A 15,031-nucleotide genomic window follows, 5' to 3' on the forward strand; every position below is an offset into this window, starting at 1 on the left:
AGCGGGGCGCACGCTTGCCTGGATCGTGTAAAACAATGCAGAAACAAATCGCTTTATGGGCCTGGGGCGGCATCGTGCTGCTGCTGGTCTGCCTGTCGCGCATCAGCATCGACATCTATCTGCCTTCGCTGCCGGCCATGGCCGATGCCCTGCATGCCAGCGACGCGCAGCTGCAACTGACCCTGAGCCTGTTCATGGCTGGCTCAGCCGCTTCGATGCTCGCGTGCGGGCCGCTGGCCGACCGCTACGGACGCCGTCCCGTGCTGCTGGCCGGCACGGGCATTTTTGTGCTCGCCAGCATCGTCTGCACCGTGACTTCCGACGTGCACGTGCTGATCGCCGCGCGCGTGCTGCAAGCGTTCGGCGGCTGCAGCGGCACCATCATCGGCCGGGTCATGGTGCGCGACCGCTTCGATCCCGCCACGCAGGCGCGCATGCTGGGCAAAATATCGATGGTGATGGGTTTGTCGCCGATCCTGGCGCCGCTGGCCGGCAGCGTGCTCGACGCGGCGTTCGGCTGGCGCGCCGTGTTTGGCGTGCTGTGCCTGCTGGGAGCGCTGTCGCTGGGGCTGATCGCTGCGTATGTGCCGGAAACCAGGCCGGCCAGCGTCGTGCCACAGGGCAATACCCTGGCGCTGTACCGCCGCCTGCTGGGCGACGCGTATTTCCTGCGCTATGCGCTGGCCATCGGTTGTGTATATTGCACGTATTTCCCGTTCATCGCGGAATCGTCCGTGCTGTTGCAAAGGGACATGCACCTGTCGCCGCACGCGTACGCGCTGGTGTTCGCGCTGACGGTCAGCGGCTATATCGCGGGATCGAGCCTGTTTCGCGCGCTGGGACCGCGCCTGGGCGCCGATACCATGCTGGGCGTGGCGGTGCTGATCAATGTGGCGGGCGCGGCCAGCTTGTTGCTGGCGGGGACTTTGGCGCCGTGGCACGTGGCGTCGCTGGTGGCGCCCATGCTGCTGGTGATGGTGTCGGTGGGCATGGCCATCCCCGCCTGCCAGCTGGCTGTGCTGCAGCCGTACGGCGACCAGGCGGGCAGCGCCTCGGGCCTGTTCTTCTTCGTGCAGATGCTCATCACGGCCGCCTGCGGCGCCGTCATCGCCGCCATCACGGACGGCAGCGCACAACCGCTGCTGTGGGTGACGGCGGCGGCCAGCGCGTCCTTTGCCGCCGTCTGGCTGCTCACGAAGAGCCGGGCCAGCGTGGCGGCAGCCAGCCTTACATGACGATCTTGACCATCGGGTGGCCCGACAGCGCCATGTACAGGGCGTCGAGCTGCTCGCGGCTGATGGCGCGCACGGTAACGGTCAGGCCCGTGTAATTGCCCTTGCCCGATGGGCGCTCTTCCATGCGGCCTGCGTGGAAGGTCGGATCGTGGCTGATCACCAGTTCCAGCATGGTCGGCGCGAAATCGACATGCGTCGGGCCCATGATCTTGATGGGAAAGTCGCTCGGGTATTCGATCAGCGATTCGCTGGGAGGAATCGTCACTTCGGTGGGTGGGGTGGTTTGCATGGGAAATCCAATCAGTGCCGGTCAGAACAGACGGCGCGGCGCATGGCGCGCGGCGGCTGCAGAAAGGCGTATTGTAGCCAACTTTGGCGGCGCCTGCGCCCGCCGCCATGGCGCCAGGGGCGCGGAAAAAAAAAGCCAGCTTTGTAAGCTGGCGAAAACTATTTCGTTTGGACAAAATAGCCGGAAAATCGGTGCTGTCAGCCGCGAAGGCATTGCGCTGTGCTGCAATGACTCCACTGTAGACAAAACACCGCGGCTTGACCGCTGAAATGTGACGAACTGTCGGTTTGGCGGCTTGAACGTCGATAATCCATGACCGGACGGACAGACAGCCAGCGCCAGCGGCCAGTTCAGCGCTCCGCTTCCTGCATCCGGCCATTACGGCCGGGGCCGCCGCGCTCATTGCCCCGGTCAATATTCCGGTCATTGCTCCGTTCGCGTGGCGGCCCGCTGCGTTCGCCCCCGCGCGCCTCCTGTGCCGGACGCGCCGCAGGAGCCGGCATCGGCGGCGGCGCGGGCCGCGGCTGGGCCACGGGCGGTGGCGCAGGCATGGCAGGCGGCGGCGCCGTCTGCAGCACTTCGCGGCGGCCGCCACGCTCCCAGCGGTTGCCGTCCGGGCGCTGCACCTCGGCAGGACGCTCGATGACGGGGCGCGGCTGCGGCCGCTGTTCGCCACGCCAGCCGGGGTGCGCCACCGGGTCTTGCACGGGCGGCAAGGAAGGCGCCGCCGGCATCACGGGCTGGGCCGGTATCGGCGGCTGTTGCGGCTGCGGCGGCTGCGCCGGCACGGGCGGCCGGTTCGGCTGCATGGGACGCGGCGCCAGGTGCGTCTGGCCATCGTCCGTCTGCAAACGGCCAGGGCGGTTGCCCCAGTCGCGCCGGAAACCATCTTGCTGGCGCGGCGCATCGGCGGGACGCTGCCAGTTGCCCGCCGGCGCAGGCGGCGTGCTCAAGGGCATGCTTTGCAGCACGGGCGCCGGCATGATGGTGCGGTTGCGGCGCGGCACGTCCACCGTGCGCGCGCCGCCAAAACGCTCGCCCGGCAGCATCGTCATGCCTTCACGGCGTTCGCGCTCGCCCATCACGGAACGGCGCCCGTCGGCGACGCGGTTGAGGCGGCGTTCATACTCGGCACTGCTGCGGTAGCCAGGCACGTAGCGCTCGTGCGGCGACAGGGGAAACCAGCCCACGCCCGGCTGCTGGCCGTGGCCGGTCCCGTGATTGCCGCCGACCCAGCCCACCAGGGCCGGCGCCCAGGGCACGCGGCCGCGCTCGCGGCCCGGGGCCCAGCCCCAGCGCTGGCCCAGCAGCACCCAGCGGCCGTAATGCGAGGGCGCGTAGCCCCACGGCGCATTGTCGACCCAGGTCCAGCCCCACGGCGCGATCCACGTCCAGCGCCCGTCGCTGTACGGCGCCCAGCCGGCCGGCACCGTGCTGGGCAGCCACAGGGGGCCGTATTCCGCGTTGTCCTGCCAGGCGCCATAGCGGTCCAGCTCTTCATAGCCGGTCGTATCGTCCGTGACATAGCGCAAGGCCGGCGCGGCGGCAGGCAAGGCTTCGGGCCAGTTGTCGAAGGCGATTCTCTGCACGGCGCCCGTGCGCAATTCTTCGTCCGTCAATTCGGCGCGCTTGCCTGCACGCAAGGTGACGCTGCCCGTCGCGCCATCCACGTCGGCCGCCCCTTCGAGCACGCTGACGATGCTGGTGCCGGGCTGGCGCCCCGCCTCGATGCGCACCCAGCCCGGCTGGGTCAGGACCACGCGGGCCTGGGCCGTGGTCAGCTCGAAGCCGCGCAGCGCGTCGGGATTGCGCACGCGCACGCTGACCGTGCCATAGCCGAGGTGCAATTTGAAACTGTCGTCATCGAGCTCGCTCACTTCCAGCTCGGAATCGCCATCGAGGCGCACGGCGGCCGCACCCACGCGCAATTCCGCCAGCGCGCCGCGCATCGTGGTCAAGCGGTTGTCCGTCGTGACAGGCCAGTTCAGCAGGGCATTTTGCGCCTCGCCCTCGCCGGCGCGCACCAGCACCTGCCCTTCGACGGTGGAAATGCGCCCCACGCGGGCGGGCGGGTCCTGCGCCAGGGCCAGGGAGCACGCCGACGACAGCAGCACGGCGCACACGGTGTTCAAGAAGGGGGAAGACAGGGTCGGACGCATGGCAGCGCTCCAGGCAGGACGGACAGAGATGAAAGGTAGACAACACCCCGATTACAGTCCTATCGGGCGGGCATCGCAAGCGGGCTTACAAATGTTTGCATCTTGATCTGGCTCAGGACGCCGTCTGGCCGCCCCGCTTGACGAAGAACAGGGCGGCGCCGACGGCCATCAGCAAGCCGCCAAAGAAGCGGTTCTGCTTTTTCACGGCGCGCGCGTCGCGGAAGAAGCGCTGCATCGAGGACGCTAAAAAAGCATAGCTGTGCATGACGATCTGGTCGATCGTGCACATGGTGACGGCCAGGATCAGCAATTGCGGCAACAGCGGCGACGTGGGGCTGATGAATTGCGGCAACACCGCCACCATGAAGATGATGCCCTTCGGATTCGTCACGTTGGTCAGGAAACCCGTCAGCACGCGCCGGCGCATGGACGGCACCACGGCGTCCGCATGCAGGTCGCCCGTCACGGCCACCTTGGCGCGCCACTGCGACAGGCCCAGGTAGATCAGGTACAAGGCGCCCACCGTCTTGACGATATTGAACGCCACTTCGGAAGCGAGCAGCAAGGAACCGACGCCGGCGCCCGCGATGCCCAGCACCACCAGCAGGCCCAGCTGCAGGCCAAGAATCGTGGCGCTGGCCTTTTTCACCCCGTAGGACAGGCCGTGCGACATCGACAGCACGGCGCCCGAGCCGGGCGAGACGGCGATGATGGAGGCGGCGATGACAAAGGTGATCCAGGTGGCAAAGGGCATGCGGTTTCCAAAAATGGTGATGAGAGGCAATTTTAACCCGGCCCGTGCGGCCTTGCCGGCCCCGCCTGAGGTAAGATCGCGGTCATGCCTTAGCCACATCGTTCCTTGCCGTACAACCAAGAATAACATCATGAAAAACAACACTTTCCTCGCTCCACAATTTCCTGCCACCACCGTGGGAGTCCGCTGAGATGGCCGGCTCCAGCCTGCTGGCCCTGCTCGACGACATCGCCAGCATCCTCGACGACGTTTCCCTGATGACCAAGGTGGCCGCCAAGAAGACGGCCGGCGTGCTCGGTGACGACCTGGCCCTGAACGCGCAGCAAGTGGCCGGCGTGCGCGCCGAGCGCGAACTGCCCGTCGTCTGGGCCGTCGCCGTCGGTTCGCTGAAGAACAAGGCCATCCTCGTGCCCGCCGCGCTGGCCATCAGCGCGTTCGCGCCATGGGCCATCACGCCGCTGCTGATGGTGGGCGGCGCCTACCTGTGCTTCGAGGGCTTCGAAAAGATCGCGCACAAATACCTGCACCCGGACGACAGCCACAAGGCCGAGCTGGCGCAGGCGCTGCGCGACCCGCAAGTCGACCTGGTGGCGCTGGAAAAGGACAAGATCAAGGGCGCCATCCGCACCGATTTCATTTTGTCGGCGGAAATCATCGTCATTGCCCTGGGCACGGTGGCCGCGGCCACCTTCGCCGAGCAGGTGGCCGTCGTCGTCGGCATCGCCCTCATCATGACGGTGGGCGTGTACGGCCTGGTGGCCGGCATCGTCAAGCTCGACGACGCGGGCTTCTACCTGGCGGCGCGCAAGGGCGCGGGCGCGCTGATGGACGGCGTGCGCGGCTTTGGCCGCATGCTCGTCTCGGCGGCGCCGAAACTGATGAAATTTCTCTCCGTGGTGGGCACCCTGGCCATGTTCATGGTCGGCGGCGGCATTTTGACGCACGGCTGGCCGTGGGCCAGCGGCATGCTGCACCACGTCGAGGAAGCCGTCGGCGGCGTGGCCGGCATCGGCCCCGTGCTGGCGGCCGTCACGCCCAGCCTGATCAACGCGGTGGCCGGCCTCATCGCCGGCGGCCTGGTGCTGGCCGGCGTCACGGCCGTGTCGGCTTTGTTGCGCATGATCAAGCCAAGCAAATAAGCTTTCTGGTCTGATGGAGCGGCAGGCGCATCCGTGCCTGCCGCCCCGGCCATGCCGGCGGCGCCCGCTGCCCATGGAGACCCTATGCATGCTTCCCCCGCCCCACGCCCCAGCAGCGCCTTTATCGGCGCCTCCTGGGCGGCATTGCTGATCGGCATCGTCACCTATCTGTCCGGCTTGTGGAACGCCACGATGGCCCTCAACGAGAAGGGCTATTACTTCACCATTCTCATGTATGGCCTGTTCGCCGCCATCTCGCTGCAAAAATCCGTGCGCGACCGCAGCGAAGGCATCGCCGTGACGGGCATCTATTTCGGCCTGTGCTGGATTTCCGTCCTGCTGGCCTTGCTGTTATTGACCGTGGGCCTGTGGAACGCCACCCTGCAAAACAGCGAGAAAGGGTTTTATGCCATGGCGTTCTTGCTCAGCCTATTTGCTGCCGTGGCCGTGCAAAAGAATGTGCGCGACGTGGCGCGCGCCTCGGCCAGCACACCCGCCGAGCTGCCGGGAACTTAAACACCAGCGGCGCGTCTATTCCTGTATCCATGTCGGGAGAGGATGATGGGCGACCAGCAGAAACGTTTGCAAATGGCGCTGGAGGCGGCGCACATGGCGATCTGGGATTCGCGCATCGTCGCTGGCCAGGTCATCGACGGCACGGTCAGCTGGTCGGCCAAGGGCGCCACCTTGCTGGGCCTGGAAGAACGGGCGCTGACGCAGCCATTCCGCAGCTTTCTCGACTGCGTGCACGCCGGCGACCGCGACAAGGTGGTCAACGTGCTGCAGGACGGCGTGCGCCGGCGCGGCGGCTACGCCCTGCAATACCGCGTCGTCTGGCCCGACGGCAGCGAACACTGGCTGGCGGCCAAGGCGCACATCTTCATGGATGCCGGCGGCCGACCCGACCGCACCCTGGGCATCATCTGGGATATCACCGAGCACATGGCGCGCGAACTGATGATCGCCGAGCGCAAGGAACTGGCCGAAGTGACGCTCAGCTCCATCGGCGACGGCGTCATCACCACCGATCCGCAGGGCAAGACGCGTTACCTGAACCGGGTGGCCGAGCAATTGACGGGCTGGAGCAACGAGCTGGCGCAGGGCCTGGACATCGGCCTGACCATGCCGCTGGCCGATGAACGCACGGGCGAGGCACGCGAGCACGTGGCCATGCGCTGCCTGCAACAGCGCCAGGCCATCGGCATTTCGCCCCGCTCGCAACTGGTCACGCGCGACGGGCGGCGCATCGCCGTCGAGGAATCGGCCGCGCCTATCTGGTCGCGCGACGGCCACATCCTCGGCGCCGTCGTCGTGTTCCGCGACGTCAGCCACGAGCGCAAGCTGAGCCAGGAACTGTCGTGGCAAGCCACGCACGATACCCTGACGGGCCTGATCAACCGGCGCGAATTCGAGCACCTGGTGGCCGGCGCCCTGCGCACGGCCAAGCAGGATGGCCACGCGCATGCGCTGCTGTACCTGGACCTGGACCAGTTCAAGGTCATCAACGACACCTGCGGCCACGGCGCCGGCGACGTGCTGCTGCAGCTGCTGACCAAGATGCTGCAGGGGCGGATGCGCGACAGCGATATCCTGGCGCGCCTGGGCGGCGACGAACTGGGCGTGCTGCTGCCGCACTGTCCGCTCGAACATGCGCGCCTGATCGGCGAACAGCTGCGCCAGTCCGTGCGCGATTTCCGTTTCGCCTGGGACGAACGCAGCTTCGAGCTGGGCGTGAGCATCGGCATCGTGGAAATCAGCCAGGACAGCAAGTCCATGAGCGAGCTGCTGAGCGCGGCCGACCAGGCTTGCTACCTGGCCAAGGAGCAGGGCCGCAACCGCATCCATATCTATCAGGAGTCCGACGTCATGCTGGCGCAGCGGCATGGCGAAATGCTGTGGATCTCGCGCCTGAACGAAGCGTTCGCCCACGATTATTTCCGCCTGTACGCCATGCCCATCGTGCACCTGCGCGACAGCCCGGAACACCACGACGAAGTGCTGATCCGCATCCGCAACAGCAAGGGCGACCTGATCTTGCCGGGCGCCTTTATTCCGGCCGCCGAACGCTACGACATGATGCTGTCCATCGACCGCTGGGTCATCCGCGCCGTCTGCGCGCATATCCAGAGCGTGCGCGACAGCCTGCCGCCGTTGGCCGCGCTGGCCGAAAGCCGGCGCCGCGCACCGGCCCTGTATTCCGTCAACCTGTCGGGCATGTCGCTGGCCGATGCCGGCTTGCACGACTACATCACCGAGCAATTCGTGGCATTCGCGATTGCGCCCGAGCAAATCTGCTTTGAAATCACGGAAACGGCCGTCATCGCCAACCTGCCCAAGGCGCAAGTGTTCATGCGCCAGCTCAAGGCCCTGGGCTGCCGCTTCTCGCTCGATGACTTCGGCAGCGGCTTTTCCTCGTTCGGCTACCTGAAAGCCCTGCCCGTCGACTATTTGAAGATCGACGGCGTCTTCGTGCGCGACATCGCCACCAATGCCATCAACCGCGCCATGGTCAAGGCCATCAATGAAGTGGGCCACGTGATGGGACTGGAAACGGTGGCCGAATACGTGGAAGACGCGGCCACCCTGGCCGTCATCCGCGAACTGGGCATCGACTACGCGCAAGGCTACGCCGTGGGCAGCCTGCGGCCGCTGACGGCGGGCGCAGATTAAGCGCCGACGGCAACCAATATCTTTAAAACAATGCCGCATTGCTATCGCTAAATGCGTGCAAGCACGACCAATCTTGAGGATTTTGATCTACATCAATAAATTTGCGCAGGCGACTCCTTACACTGATCTCCATTCTTGCAATCGTGCAAGTCTTACTCACCAATTGCCTATTTAACTGATCAGGAAGCCGCGACCATGCGACAAAATTTGCCAGTGACTAACCGTGAAGTCCTCGTCTTGGACGATCAGGCCATCGTGTCGAAAACGGATATGAACGGCAATATCGTATATGTGAACCCCTACTTCAGTCAGGTCAGCGGCTTCAGCGAGGCCGAGCTGCTCGGTTCGCCCCAGAACATCGTGCGCCACCCGGACATGCCGGCCGAAGCGTTCGCCGACCTGTGGACCTCGATCCAGGCCGGCACGCCGTGGACGGGCCTGGTCAAGAACCGCTGCAAGAACGGCGATTTCTACTGGGTGCGCGCCAACGTCACCCCCATCCGCGAGGCAGGCAAGACCATCGGCTACATGTCCGTGCGCGTCAAGGCGGACAAGGACCAGGTCAAGGCCGCCGAAGAAGCCTACGCGGCCATCCGCAACAAGGAAGGCGGCAACATCGTCATCAAGAACGGGCAAATCGTGCGTCCGGGCCTGGCGCACCTGCTGCACAGCCTGACGCACATGTCGCTCAACCTGCGCATCTGGGCCGCCACCTCCATCGTCAACTGCCTGCAACTGCTGGTGTGCGTCATCAGCCTGTTCGCCAGCGGCGGCCAGATCACCAATTACGCCATCTTCGGCGCCACCCTGTTCGGTTTCCTGATCAACGTTTTCCTCTGGTATACCTTGCGCATGTCCGTGCTCAAGCCGCTGGGCAAGGCCCTGAACGGCGCGCGGGCCATTGCCGCGGGCGACCTGTCGGGCAGTTTTGAAACGGAGAGCACGGATGAAGTGGGGCAACTGCTGCGCGCGCTGCAACAGATGAACAGCAACCTGATCGCCACCATCCGCGACGTGCGCATCAACGTGGAAACCATGGCCGTGGCCACCAAGCAAATCGCCGTCGGCAATATGGACTTGTCCGGCCGCACGGAATCGCAGGCGGCCAGCCTGGAAGAGACGGCCTCGAGCATCGAGGAATTCTCGTCGACGGTGAAACAGAATGCGGACAACTCGGTGCAGGCGAATGAACTGGCCGTGGCCGCCTCGAAAGTGGCCGTGCAGGGCGGCGAGATCGTTTCCGAAGTGATCACCACCATGGACGAGATCAACACCTCGTCGAAGAAAATCGTCGACATCATCGGCTTGATCGAAGGCATCGCCTTCCAGACCAACATCCTGGCCTTGAACGCGGCCGTGGAAGCGGCCCGCGCCGGCGAGCAGGGCAGGGGCTTCGCCGTGGTGGCGGGCGAAGTGCGCAACCTGGCGCAGCGCTCGTCCGTGGCAGCCAAGGATATCAAGCAACTCATTGAAATTTCCGTCGGCAAGGTGGGCGCCGGCATGCTGCAGGTCAACCGCGCCGGCGCCACCATGGAACAGGTGGTCAGCTCCGTCAAGCAGGTGACGGCCATCATGCAGGAAATTTCCATCGCCTCGCGCGAACAGAGCATCGGCGTCGACCAGGTCAACCAGGCCATCGCCCATATGGACCAGGTGACGCAGCAGAACGCGGCCCTGGTGGAAGAAGCCGCCGCGGCCGCCACGCGCCTGGCGGAAGAAGCGGCCAGCCTGTCGCAAGCCGTGAGCCTGTTCAATTTCGGCAAGATGCCGCCACCGCGCCGCGTCGCCATGCCTGGCGGCAAGTCTGGCGCCGCGAACGCCGGCAAGCCCGCCATGAAACGCCTGGCCGCCTAAACCTTTCAAGACTTTACACACATCATGCCTACACTACTCAGCAGTGCTTCCGCCGACCTGGACGCCGTCGTCGAATTCGACCCGGTCATCATCGGCAAGATGAGCCAGTCCGGCCCGCGCTACACGTCTTACCCGACCGCCGACCGTTTCAATGCGGAATTTGGCTACGGCAACTTCCTCGAAGCGCTGGCCGCCCTGCGCATGCGCGGCGGCCGCCGTCCCCTGTCGCTATACGTGCACGTGCCGTTCTGCGACACCCTGTGCTACTACTGCGCCTGCAACAAGATCATCACGAAAGACCGCAGCAAGGCGGCCACCTATCTCAGCTATTTAAAGCAGGAAATTGCCATGCAGGGCAAGCTGTTTGCCGGCATGAACCAGATCGAGCAATTACACTTCGGCGGCGGCACGCCCACCTACCTGAGCGAAAAGCAGATGGATGAACTGATGGCGCATTTGCGCCAGCATTTCGAATTCGCTTCCGATGAAGACGGCGAATATTCGATCGAGATCGACCCGCGCACCGTGTCGCGCGAACGCGTGTTTTCGCTGCGCGCGCAAGGTTTCAACCGCATCAGCCTGGGCGTGCAGGATTTCGACGCCGACGTGCAAAAAGCCGTCAACCGCATCCAGCCGGAAGCGGAAACGGTGGCCATCATGCAGGCGGCGCGCGACGCCGGTTTCCGCTCGATCAGCATCGACCTGATCTATGGCTTGCCGAAGCAAAACCTGGACACCATGACGGAAACCCTGCGCAAGGTGATCAACGCCAGCCCCGACCGCATCGCCCTGTACCACTACGCGCACATGCCGCACCTGTTCAAGCCGCAGCGCCGCATCCTCGACGCGGACATGCCCGACAGCGCCACCAAGCTGGCCATGCTGGGCCTGTGCATCGCGCGCCTGACGGCCGCCGGCTACGTGTACATCGGCATGGACCATTTCGCCAAGCCAACGGACGACCTGGCCGTGGCGCAGCGCCAAGGCCGCTTGCACCGCAACTTCCAGGGCTATTCGACGCGCGCGGAGGCGGACCTGATCGCCTGCGGCGTGTCGGCCATCAGTTCCGTCGGCGCCGTGTACAGCCAGAATGAAAAAACTCTCGACGCGTACTACGAAAAACTCGACGAAGGCGTGCTGCCGATCGCGCGCGGCATCAAGCTCGATACAGACGATTTGTTGCGCCGTATCATCATCCAGATGCTGATGTGCAATTTCGAACTGTCGATCGCCACCATCGAGCAAGCGCACCCCGTCAAATTCCGCAGCTATTTCGCCGCCGAGCTGGACAAGCTGCGCGAACTGGCGAGAGATGGCTTGCTCGTCATCGAAGAGGACTGGCTGACGGTGACGCCGAAAGGGCGCTTGTTGATCCGCAATATCTGCATGGTCTTCGACCGCTACCTGACCCTGGCGCGCGCCAACACGGCGCCGGACGCCGTGCAGCCGCTGCGCTACTCGAAAACGGTGTAATACCGCCCGATGAATGCCCTGAGCCTCGTGCCCATGTTCCTGGTCGGCCTGGCCGGCAGCGTGCACTGCATCGGCATGTGCGGCGGCATCGTCGGCGCCCTGTCGCTGGGCGGTGGCACGCCCGCACCCGGCCGTCCCGTGATTGCCATCGCCGTGGCGCGCCCGGCGCTGCAGACCACCTTGCCGGAGAACGTGCTGCGCGTGCTGGCCTACAACGGCGGGCGCATAGTCAGCTACATGCTGGCCGGCGCCCTGGCCGGCAGCCTGGCGGGCGCCGGCATGCTGCACCTGGCATCCCTGCAAGTGGCCGGCTACTGGCTGGCCAACCTGATGCTCGTCGCCCTGGGCCTGTACCTGATGGATGCCTGGCGCGGCCTGGCGCACCTGGAAGCGGCCGGCAACGTGATCTGGCGCCGCGTGCGCCCCCTGTTGAAGCCGCTGATGCCGATGGATACGCCGTTCAAGGCGCTGGCCGTGGGCGGCCTGTGGGGCTGGGTGCCGTGCGGCATGGTCTACAGCGCCCTGCTGACGGCCATGATGCAAGGCTCGGCCCTGAACGGCGCGGCCGCCATGGCCGCCTTCGGCCTGGGCACCCTGCCCACCCTGCTGGGCATGGGCTTGCTGGGCACGCGCTTGCGCGCGCAGATGCAGCGCCGTCCCGTGCGCATCGCCAGCGGCTTGCTGGTGCTGGGCTTTGGCGTGCTGGGCCTGCTGCGCGCCGCCAACGGCGTGTCGCTGGGCTGGCTCGACGCCCTGTGCGTCACGGGCCATCCATGAAAAGACGCATGAAAACAAACCCATGAATGCTGTGTTACAACCCTCCGCCTGCTTCCATTGCGGCTTGCCCGTCCCCGTCGGCTCCAGCTGGCTCGTCACCATCGACGACGTGCCGCGCGCCATGTGCTGCCCCGGCTGCGAAGCGGTGGCGCAAACCATCGTCGACATCGGCCAGAGCGCGTATTACCGCGACCGCGACGAATATGCCGTCAACGCGGCCGACGCCACCCTGGTGCCGCCCGAGCTGCGCCTGTACAGCAATGACGACGCGCAATTCGCGCGCGACGCCAGCAGTTGCGAAGCGACCCTGTCCGTCGAAGGCATCCGCTGCGCCGCCTGCGTCTGGCTGATCGAGCGCCAGCTGACGCGTTTGCCCGGCGTGCAGGCGGCCAGCCTGAATGTCGCCACGGAGCGCCTGTACGTGCGCTGGAGCCGCGCCGAATGCGAACCGGGCGACATCCTGCAAGCCGTGCGCCAGGTCGGCTACACGGCCTATCCCTACGATGCCGTGCGCCATGGCGAGCGCCTGCAAAAGGCCAGCAAGACCCTGGGCCGCCAGCTGTTCGTCGCCGGCCTGTCGATGATGCAGGTGATGATGTACGTGGCGCCCGCCTACCTGGCCGAGGATGGCACCCTGGATGACAATATGGCCAGCCTGATGCGCTGGGCCAGTTTGCTGCTGACCTTGCCGGCCATCTGCTATTCGGCCATGCCCTTCTTCCAGGGCGCCTGGGCCAGCCTGCGCGCGCGCACCCTGGGCATGGACGTGCCCGTGGCGCTGGGCATCCTGGCGGCCTTCTTCGGCAGCGTGGTGGCGACCTTCACGGGCCGCGGCGAGGTGTATTACGACTCGGCCACGATGTTCATCTTCCTGCTGCTGTGCAGCCGCTATTTCGAGCTGCAGGCGCGCCGCAAGGCCGCCTCGGCGCTGGAGCGCCTGCAGCACGCCTTGCCCGCGTCCGCGTCGCTGATGGCGGGCTTCCCGGACGACCGCGCCACCACCCTGGTGCCGGCCGGCAGCCTGGCCGTCGGCGACGTGATTCTGGTCAAACCGGGCGAAGCGATCGCCGCCGACAGCGTCATCATCGAAGGCACGAGCGCGCTCGATTTGTCCCTGCTGACGGGCGAGAGCGCGGCGCAACGGAGAAAAACGGGAGAACGGGTGCCGGGCGGGGCGATCAACGCCAGCGCGGCGCTCATCTTGCGCGTGCTCAAACCGGCGCGCGAAAGCACCCTGTCCGACCTGTTGAAACTGATCGAGCGGGCCGGCAGCGGCAAGCCGCAGATCGCCCAATGGGCCGACAAGGTCGCCGCCTGGTTCGTGCTGGGCTTGCTGCTGTTTGCCATCGCCGTGTTCGCCTTCTGGAGCTGGCATGACCCGTCGCAAGCGTGGCCCGTGGCCATCGCCGTGCTGGTCGTGTCCTGCCCCTGCGCGCTGTCTCTCGCCACGCCGACGGCGCTGGCGGCCGCCACCGACAGCCTGCTGCGGCGCGGCGTGCTGATCGTCCAGCCGCATGTGCTGGAAACCTTGCACCGCGCCACCCACATCGTCTTCGACAAGACGGGCACCCTGACCCTGGGCCGGCCCGTGCTGCGGCAAACCGAGGGGCTCGGCAGCATGGGCGAGGACGCTTGCCTGCAGGTGGCCGCCGCGCTGGAAGCGGGCAGCGCCCATCCGCTGGCGCAGGCCATCCTGGCAGCGGCAGAAGAGTTGCCAAAACAGTTGCTGCGCGCGCATGCGGAACAATTGCAAGAAGTGCAAGGCCAGGGCCTGGAGGGCATCGTCGACGGCGTGCGCTACCGCCTGGGCAATGCGGCCTTTGTCGCCGCCCTCGCCGGGCCGCCGCTGGGCGACACGGCCGTCGGCATGCAGGGCATGACGCCGCTGTACCTGGGCACGCAAGGCCGCTGGCTGACGCGCTTTTTACTCAGCGACGCGTTGCGCCCGGAAGCGGCTGACGTCGTCGCGTATTTCCACCGGCGCGGCAAGCAAGTCGTGCTGCTCAGCGGCGACCAGGAAGCGCTGACGCAAAGCGTGGCGACGGAACTGGGCATCAACACGGCATGCGGCGAATGCCTGCCCGATGAAAAGCTCGATTTCGTCCAGCAATTGCAGGCCACGGGCGCCGTGGTGGCGATGGTCGGCGACGGCATCAACGACGCCGCCGTGCTGAGCGGCGCCGACGTGTCCTTCGCCATGGGTTCCGGCGCCGCGCTGGCGCAGGCGCATGCGGACACGGTGCTGCTGTCGAGCCAACTGGTTTCCGTGCTCGACACGGCGAAAACGGCGGCGCGCAGCATGCGCATCATCCGCGAAAACCTGGGCTGGGCAACCCTGTACAATCTGACGGCCATCCCGGCCGCCGCGCTGGGTTTCCTCAACCCCTGGCTGTCCGGTGTCGGCATGGCTGCCAGCTCGGCCGTCGTCATCGCCAACGCCCTGCGCCTGCGGAAAGTCTAATGGAAGCTCTCTACCTCCTCATCCCCTTAAGCGTCGTGGTCGTCTTCATCGCCCTGTGGGTGTATTTCACGGCCTCGGACAGCGGCCAGTTCGACGACCTCGTCGGACCGGGCCTGCGCGTGCTGCAGGACGACGATACGCCGGCCAAGCCCGCGCCCGGCGAACCGCCGGCCTGACTTTTTCCCACGCAATACGCTGACGCCCGCCAGCGCCAGCAAGC

13 protein-coding genes are annotated in these 15,031 nt (G+C 66.0%); 10 read left to right on the top strand and 3 right to left on the bottom strand.

Annotation, left to right across the window (positions count from 1 at the left end):
- The first annotated feature begins 35 nt into the window (after nucleotides 1-35).
- The gene (locus O3298_RS20650; RefSeq protein WP_305060429.1) at nucleotides 36-1,235 is read left to right on the top strand and encodes a multidrug effflux MFS transporter; all 1,200 of its coding nucleotides are present in this window, start codon (nucleotides 36-38) and stop codon (nucleotides 1,233-1,235) included.
- On the opposite strand, the gene O3298_RS20655 is transcribed toward O3298_RS20650, so the two are convergent.
- A complete protein-coding gene (locus O3298_RS20655; RefSeq protein WP_070257888.1) occupies nucleotides 1,228-1,524 on the bottom strand; it encodes a DUF493 family protein in 297 nt (98 codons plus the stop codon). The two genes, O3298_RS20650 and O3298_RS20655, sit on opposite strands and share 8 nt — an antisense overlap.
- Here O3298_RS20655 and O3298_RS20660 point away from each other — a divergent pair.
- Nucleotides 1,523-1,792: a hypothetical protein gene (locus O3298_RS20660; RefSeq protein WP_289906061.1), complete on the top strand. Its 270-nt coding sequence runs from the start codon at nucleotides 1,523-1,525 to the stop codon at nucleotides 1,790-1,792. The genes O3298_RS20655 and O3298_RS20660 overlap by 2 nt on opposite strands.
- Before the next feature lie 82 nt (nucleotides 1,793-1,874).
- Here the strand turns inward: O3298_RS20660 and O3298_RS20665 are convergent, their stop codons facing one another.
- Entirely contained in the window at nucleotides 1,875-3,683 is a 1,809-nt protein-coding gene (locus O3298_RS20665; protein ID WP_305060430.1) for a DUF6600 domain-containing protein, read from the bottom strand.
- Between the two features lie 112 nt (nucleotides 3,684-3,795).
- A complete protein-coding gene (locus tag O3298_RS20670) occupies nucleotides 3,796-4,437 on the bottom strand; it encodes a LysE family transporter (RefSeq protein WP_099666012.1) in 642 nt (213 codons plus the stop codon).
- Nucleotides 4,438-4,628: 191 nt separating this feature from the next.
- Here O3298_RS20670 and O3298_RS20675 point away from each other — a divergent pair, with 191 nt between their 5' ends.
- The 8 genes from O3298_RS20675 to ccoS all read left to right on the top strand — a co-directional run bounded on the left by O3298_RS20675 (nucleotide 4,629) and on the right by ccoS (nucleotide 14,987).
- Complete coding sequence (locus O3298_RS20675; protein WP_251349665.1) at nucleotides 4,629-5,576, top strand: DUF808 domain-containing protein; 948 nt, start codon at nucleotides 4,629-4,631, stop codon at nucleotides 5,574-5,576.
- An 84-nt stretch (nucleotides 5,577-5,660) separates the two neighbouring features.
- Complete coding sequence (yiaA, locus tag O3298_RS20680; protein ID WP_289918812.1) at nucleotides 5,661-6,092, top strand: inner membrane protein YiaA; 432 nt, start codon at nucleotides 5,661-5,663, stop codon at nucleotides 6,090-6,092.
- A gap of 45 nt (nucleotides 6,093-6,137) precedes the next feature.
- Nucleotides 6,138-8,246, top strand: a complete 2,109-nt coding sequence (locus O3298_RS20685) for an EAL domain-containing protein (RefSeq protein ID WP_305060431.1) — start codon at nucleotides 6,138-6,140, stop codon at nucleotides 8,244-8,246.
- 195 nt (nucleotides 8,247-8,441) lie between these two features.
- Nucleotides 8,442-10,100: a PAS domain-containing methyl-accepting chemotaxis protein gene (locus O3298_RS20690; protein WP_289899735.1), complete on the top strand. Its 1,659-nt coding sequence runs from the start codon at nucleotides 8,442-8,444 to the stop codon at nucleotides 10,098-10,100.
- 24 nt (nucleotides 10,101-10,124) lie between these two features.
- On the top strand, nucleotides 10,125-11,573 hold the full coding sequence (gene hemN, locus O3298_RS20695) for an oxygen-independent coproporphyrinogen III oxidase (protein ID WP_099666007.1): 1,449 nt from the start codon (nucleotides 10,125-10,127) through the stop codon (nucleotides 11,571-11,573).
- A 9-nt stretch (nucleotides 11,574-11,582) separates the two neighbouring features.
- Complete coding sequence (locus O3298_RS20700) at nucleotides 11,583-12,350, top strand: sulfite exporter TauE/SafE family protein (protein ID WP_305060432.1); 768 nt, start codon at nucleotides 11,583-11,585, stop codon at nucleotides 12,348-12,350.
- A gap of 22 nt (nucleotides 12,351-12,372) precedes the next feature.
- Nucleotides 12,373-14,811 carry a heavy metal translocating P-type ATPase gene (locus O3298_RS20705; RefSeq protein WP_305060433.1) on the top strand — a complete coding sequence of 813 codons (2,439 nt, stop codon included), beginning with the start codon at nucleotides 12,373-12,375 and terminating at the stop codon, nucleotides 14,809-14,811.
- Nucleotides 14,811-14,987: a cbb3-type cytochrome oxidase assembly protein CcoS gene (ccoS, locus tag O3298_RS20710; RefSeq protein WP_251349659.1), complete on the top strand. Its 177-nt coding sequence runs from the start codon at nucleotides 14,811-14,813 to the stop codon at nucleotides 14,985-14,987. Before O3298_RS20705 ends, ccoS begins: the two co-directional genes overlap by 1 nt.
- The last annotated feature ends 44 nt before the right edge of the window (nucleotides 14,988-15,031 follow it).

The sequence above is a fragment of the Janthinobacterium sp. SUN137 genome (genome assembly GCF_030587265.1).
GTDB classification, from domain to species: Bacteria; Pseudomonadota; Gammaproteobacteria; order Burkholderiales; family Burkholderiaceae_D; genus Janthinobacterium; species Janthinobacterium kumbetense.

Bases quoted from the DNA above. Each gene is read 5' to 3' on its own strand.
- O3298_RS20665 (WP_305060430.1), bottom strand. From the start codon at position 3,683: ATGCGTCCGACCCTGTCTTCCCCCTTCTTGAACACCGTGTGCGCCGTG.
- O3298_RS20685 (WP_305060431.1), top strand. From the start codon at position 6,138: ATGGGCGACCAGCAGAAACGTTTGCAAATGGCGCTGGAGGCGGCGCAC.
- O3298_RS20690 (WP_289899735.1), top strand. From the start codon at position 8,442: ATGCGACAAAATTTGCCAGTGACTAACCGTGAAGTCCTCGTCTTGGAC.
- O3298_RS20655 (WP_070257888.1), bottom strand. From the start codon at position 1,524: ATGCAAACCACCCCACCCACCGAAGTGACGATTCCTCCCAGCGAATCG.
- O3298_RS20675 (WP_251349665.1), top strand. From the start codon at position 4,629: ATGGCCGGCTCCAGCCTGCTGGCCCTGCTCGACGACATCGCCAGCATC.
- O3298_RS20670 (WP_099666012.1), bottom strand. From the start codon at position 4,437: ATGCCCTTTGCCACCTGGATCACCTTTGTCATCGCCGCCTCCATCATC.
- O3298_RS20660 (WP_289906061.1), top strand. From the start codon at position 1,523: ATGGGAAATCCAATCAGTGCCGGTCAGAACAGACGGCGCGGCGCATGG.
- O3298_RS20650 (WP_305060429.1), top strand. From the start codon at position 36: ATGCAGAAACAAATCGCTTTATGGGCCTGGGGCGGCATCGTGCTGCTG.
- hemN (WP_099666007.1), top strand. From the start codon at position 10,125: ATGCCTACACTACTCAGCAGTGCTTCCGCCGACCTGGACGCCGTCGTC.
- ccoS (WP_251349659.1), top strand. From the start codon at position 14,811: ATGGAAGCTCTCTACCTCCTCATCCCCTTAAGCGTCGTGGTCGTCTTC.
- O3298_RS20700 (WP_305060432.1), top strand. From the start codon at position 11,583: ATGAATGCCCTGAGCCTCGTGCCCATGTTCCTGGTCGGCCTGGCCGGC.
- O3298_RS20705 (WP_305060433.1), top strand. From the start codon at position 12,373: ATGAATGCTGTGTTACAACCCTCCGCCTGCTTCCATTGCGGCTTGCCC.
- yiaA (WP_289918812.1), top strand. From the start codon at position 5,661: ATGCATGCTTCCCCCGCCCCACGCCCCAGCAGCGCCTTTATCGGCGCC.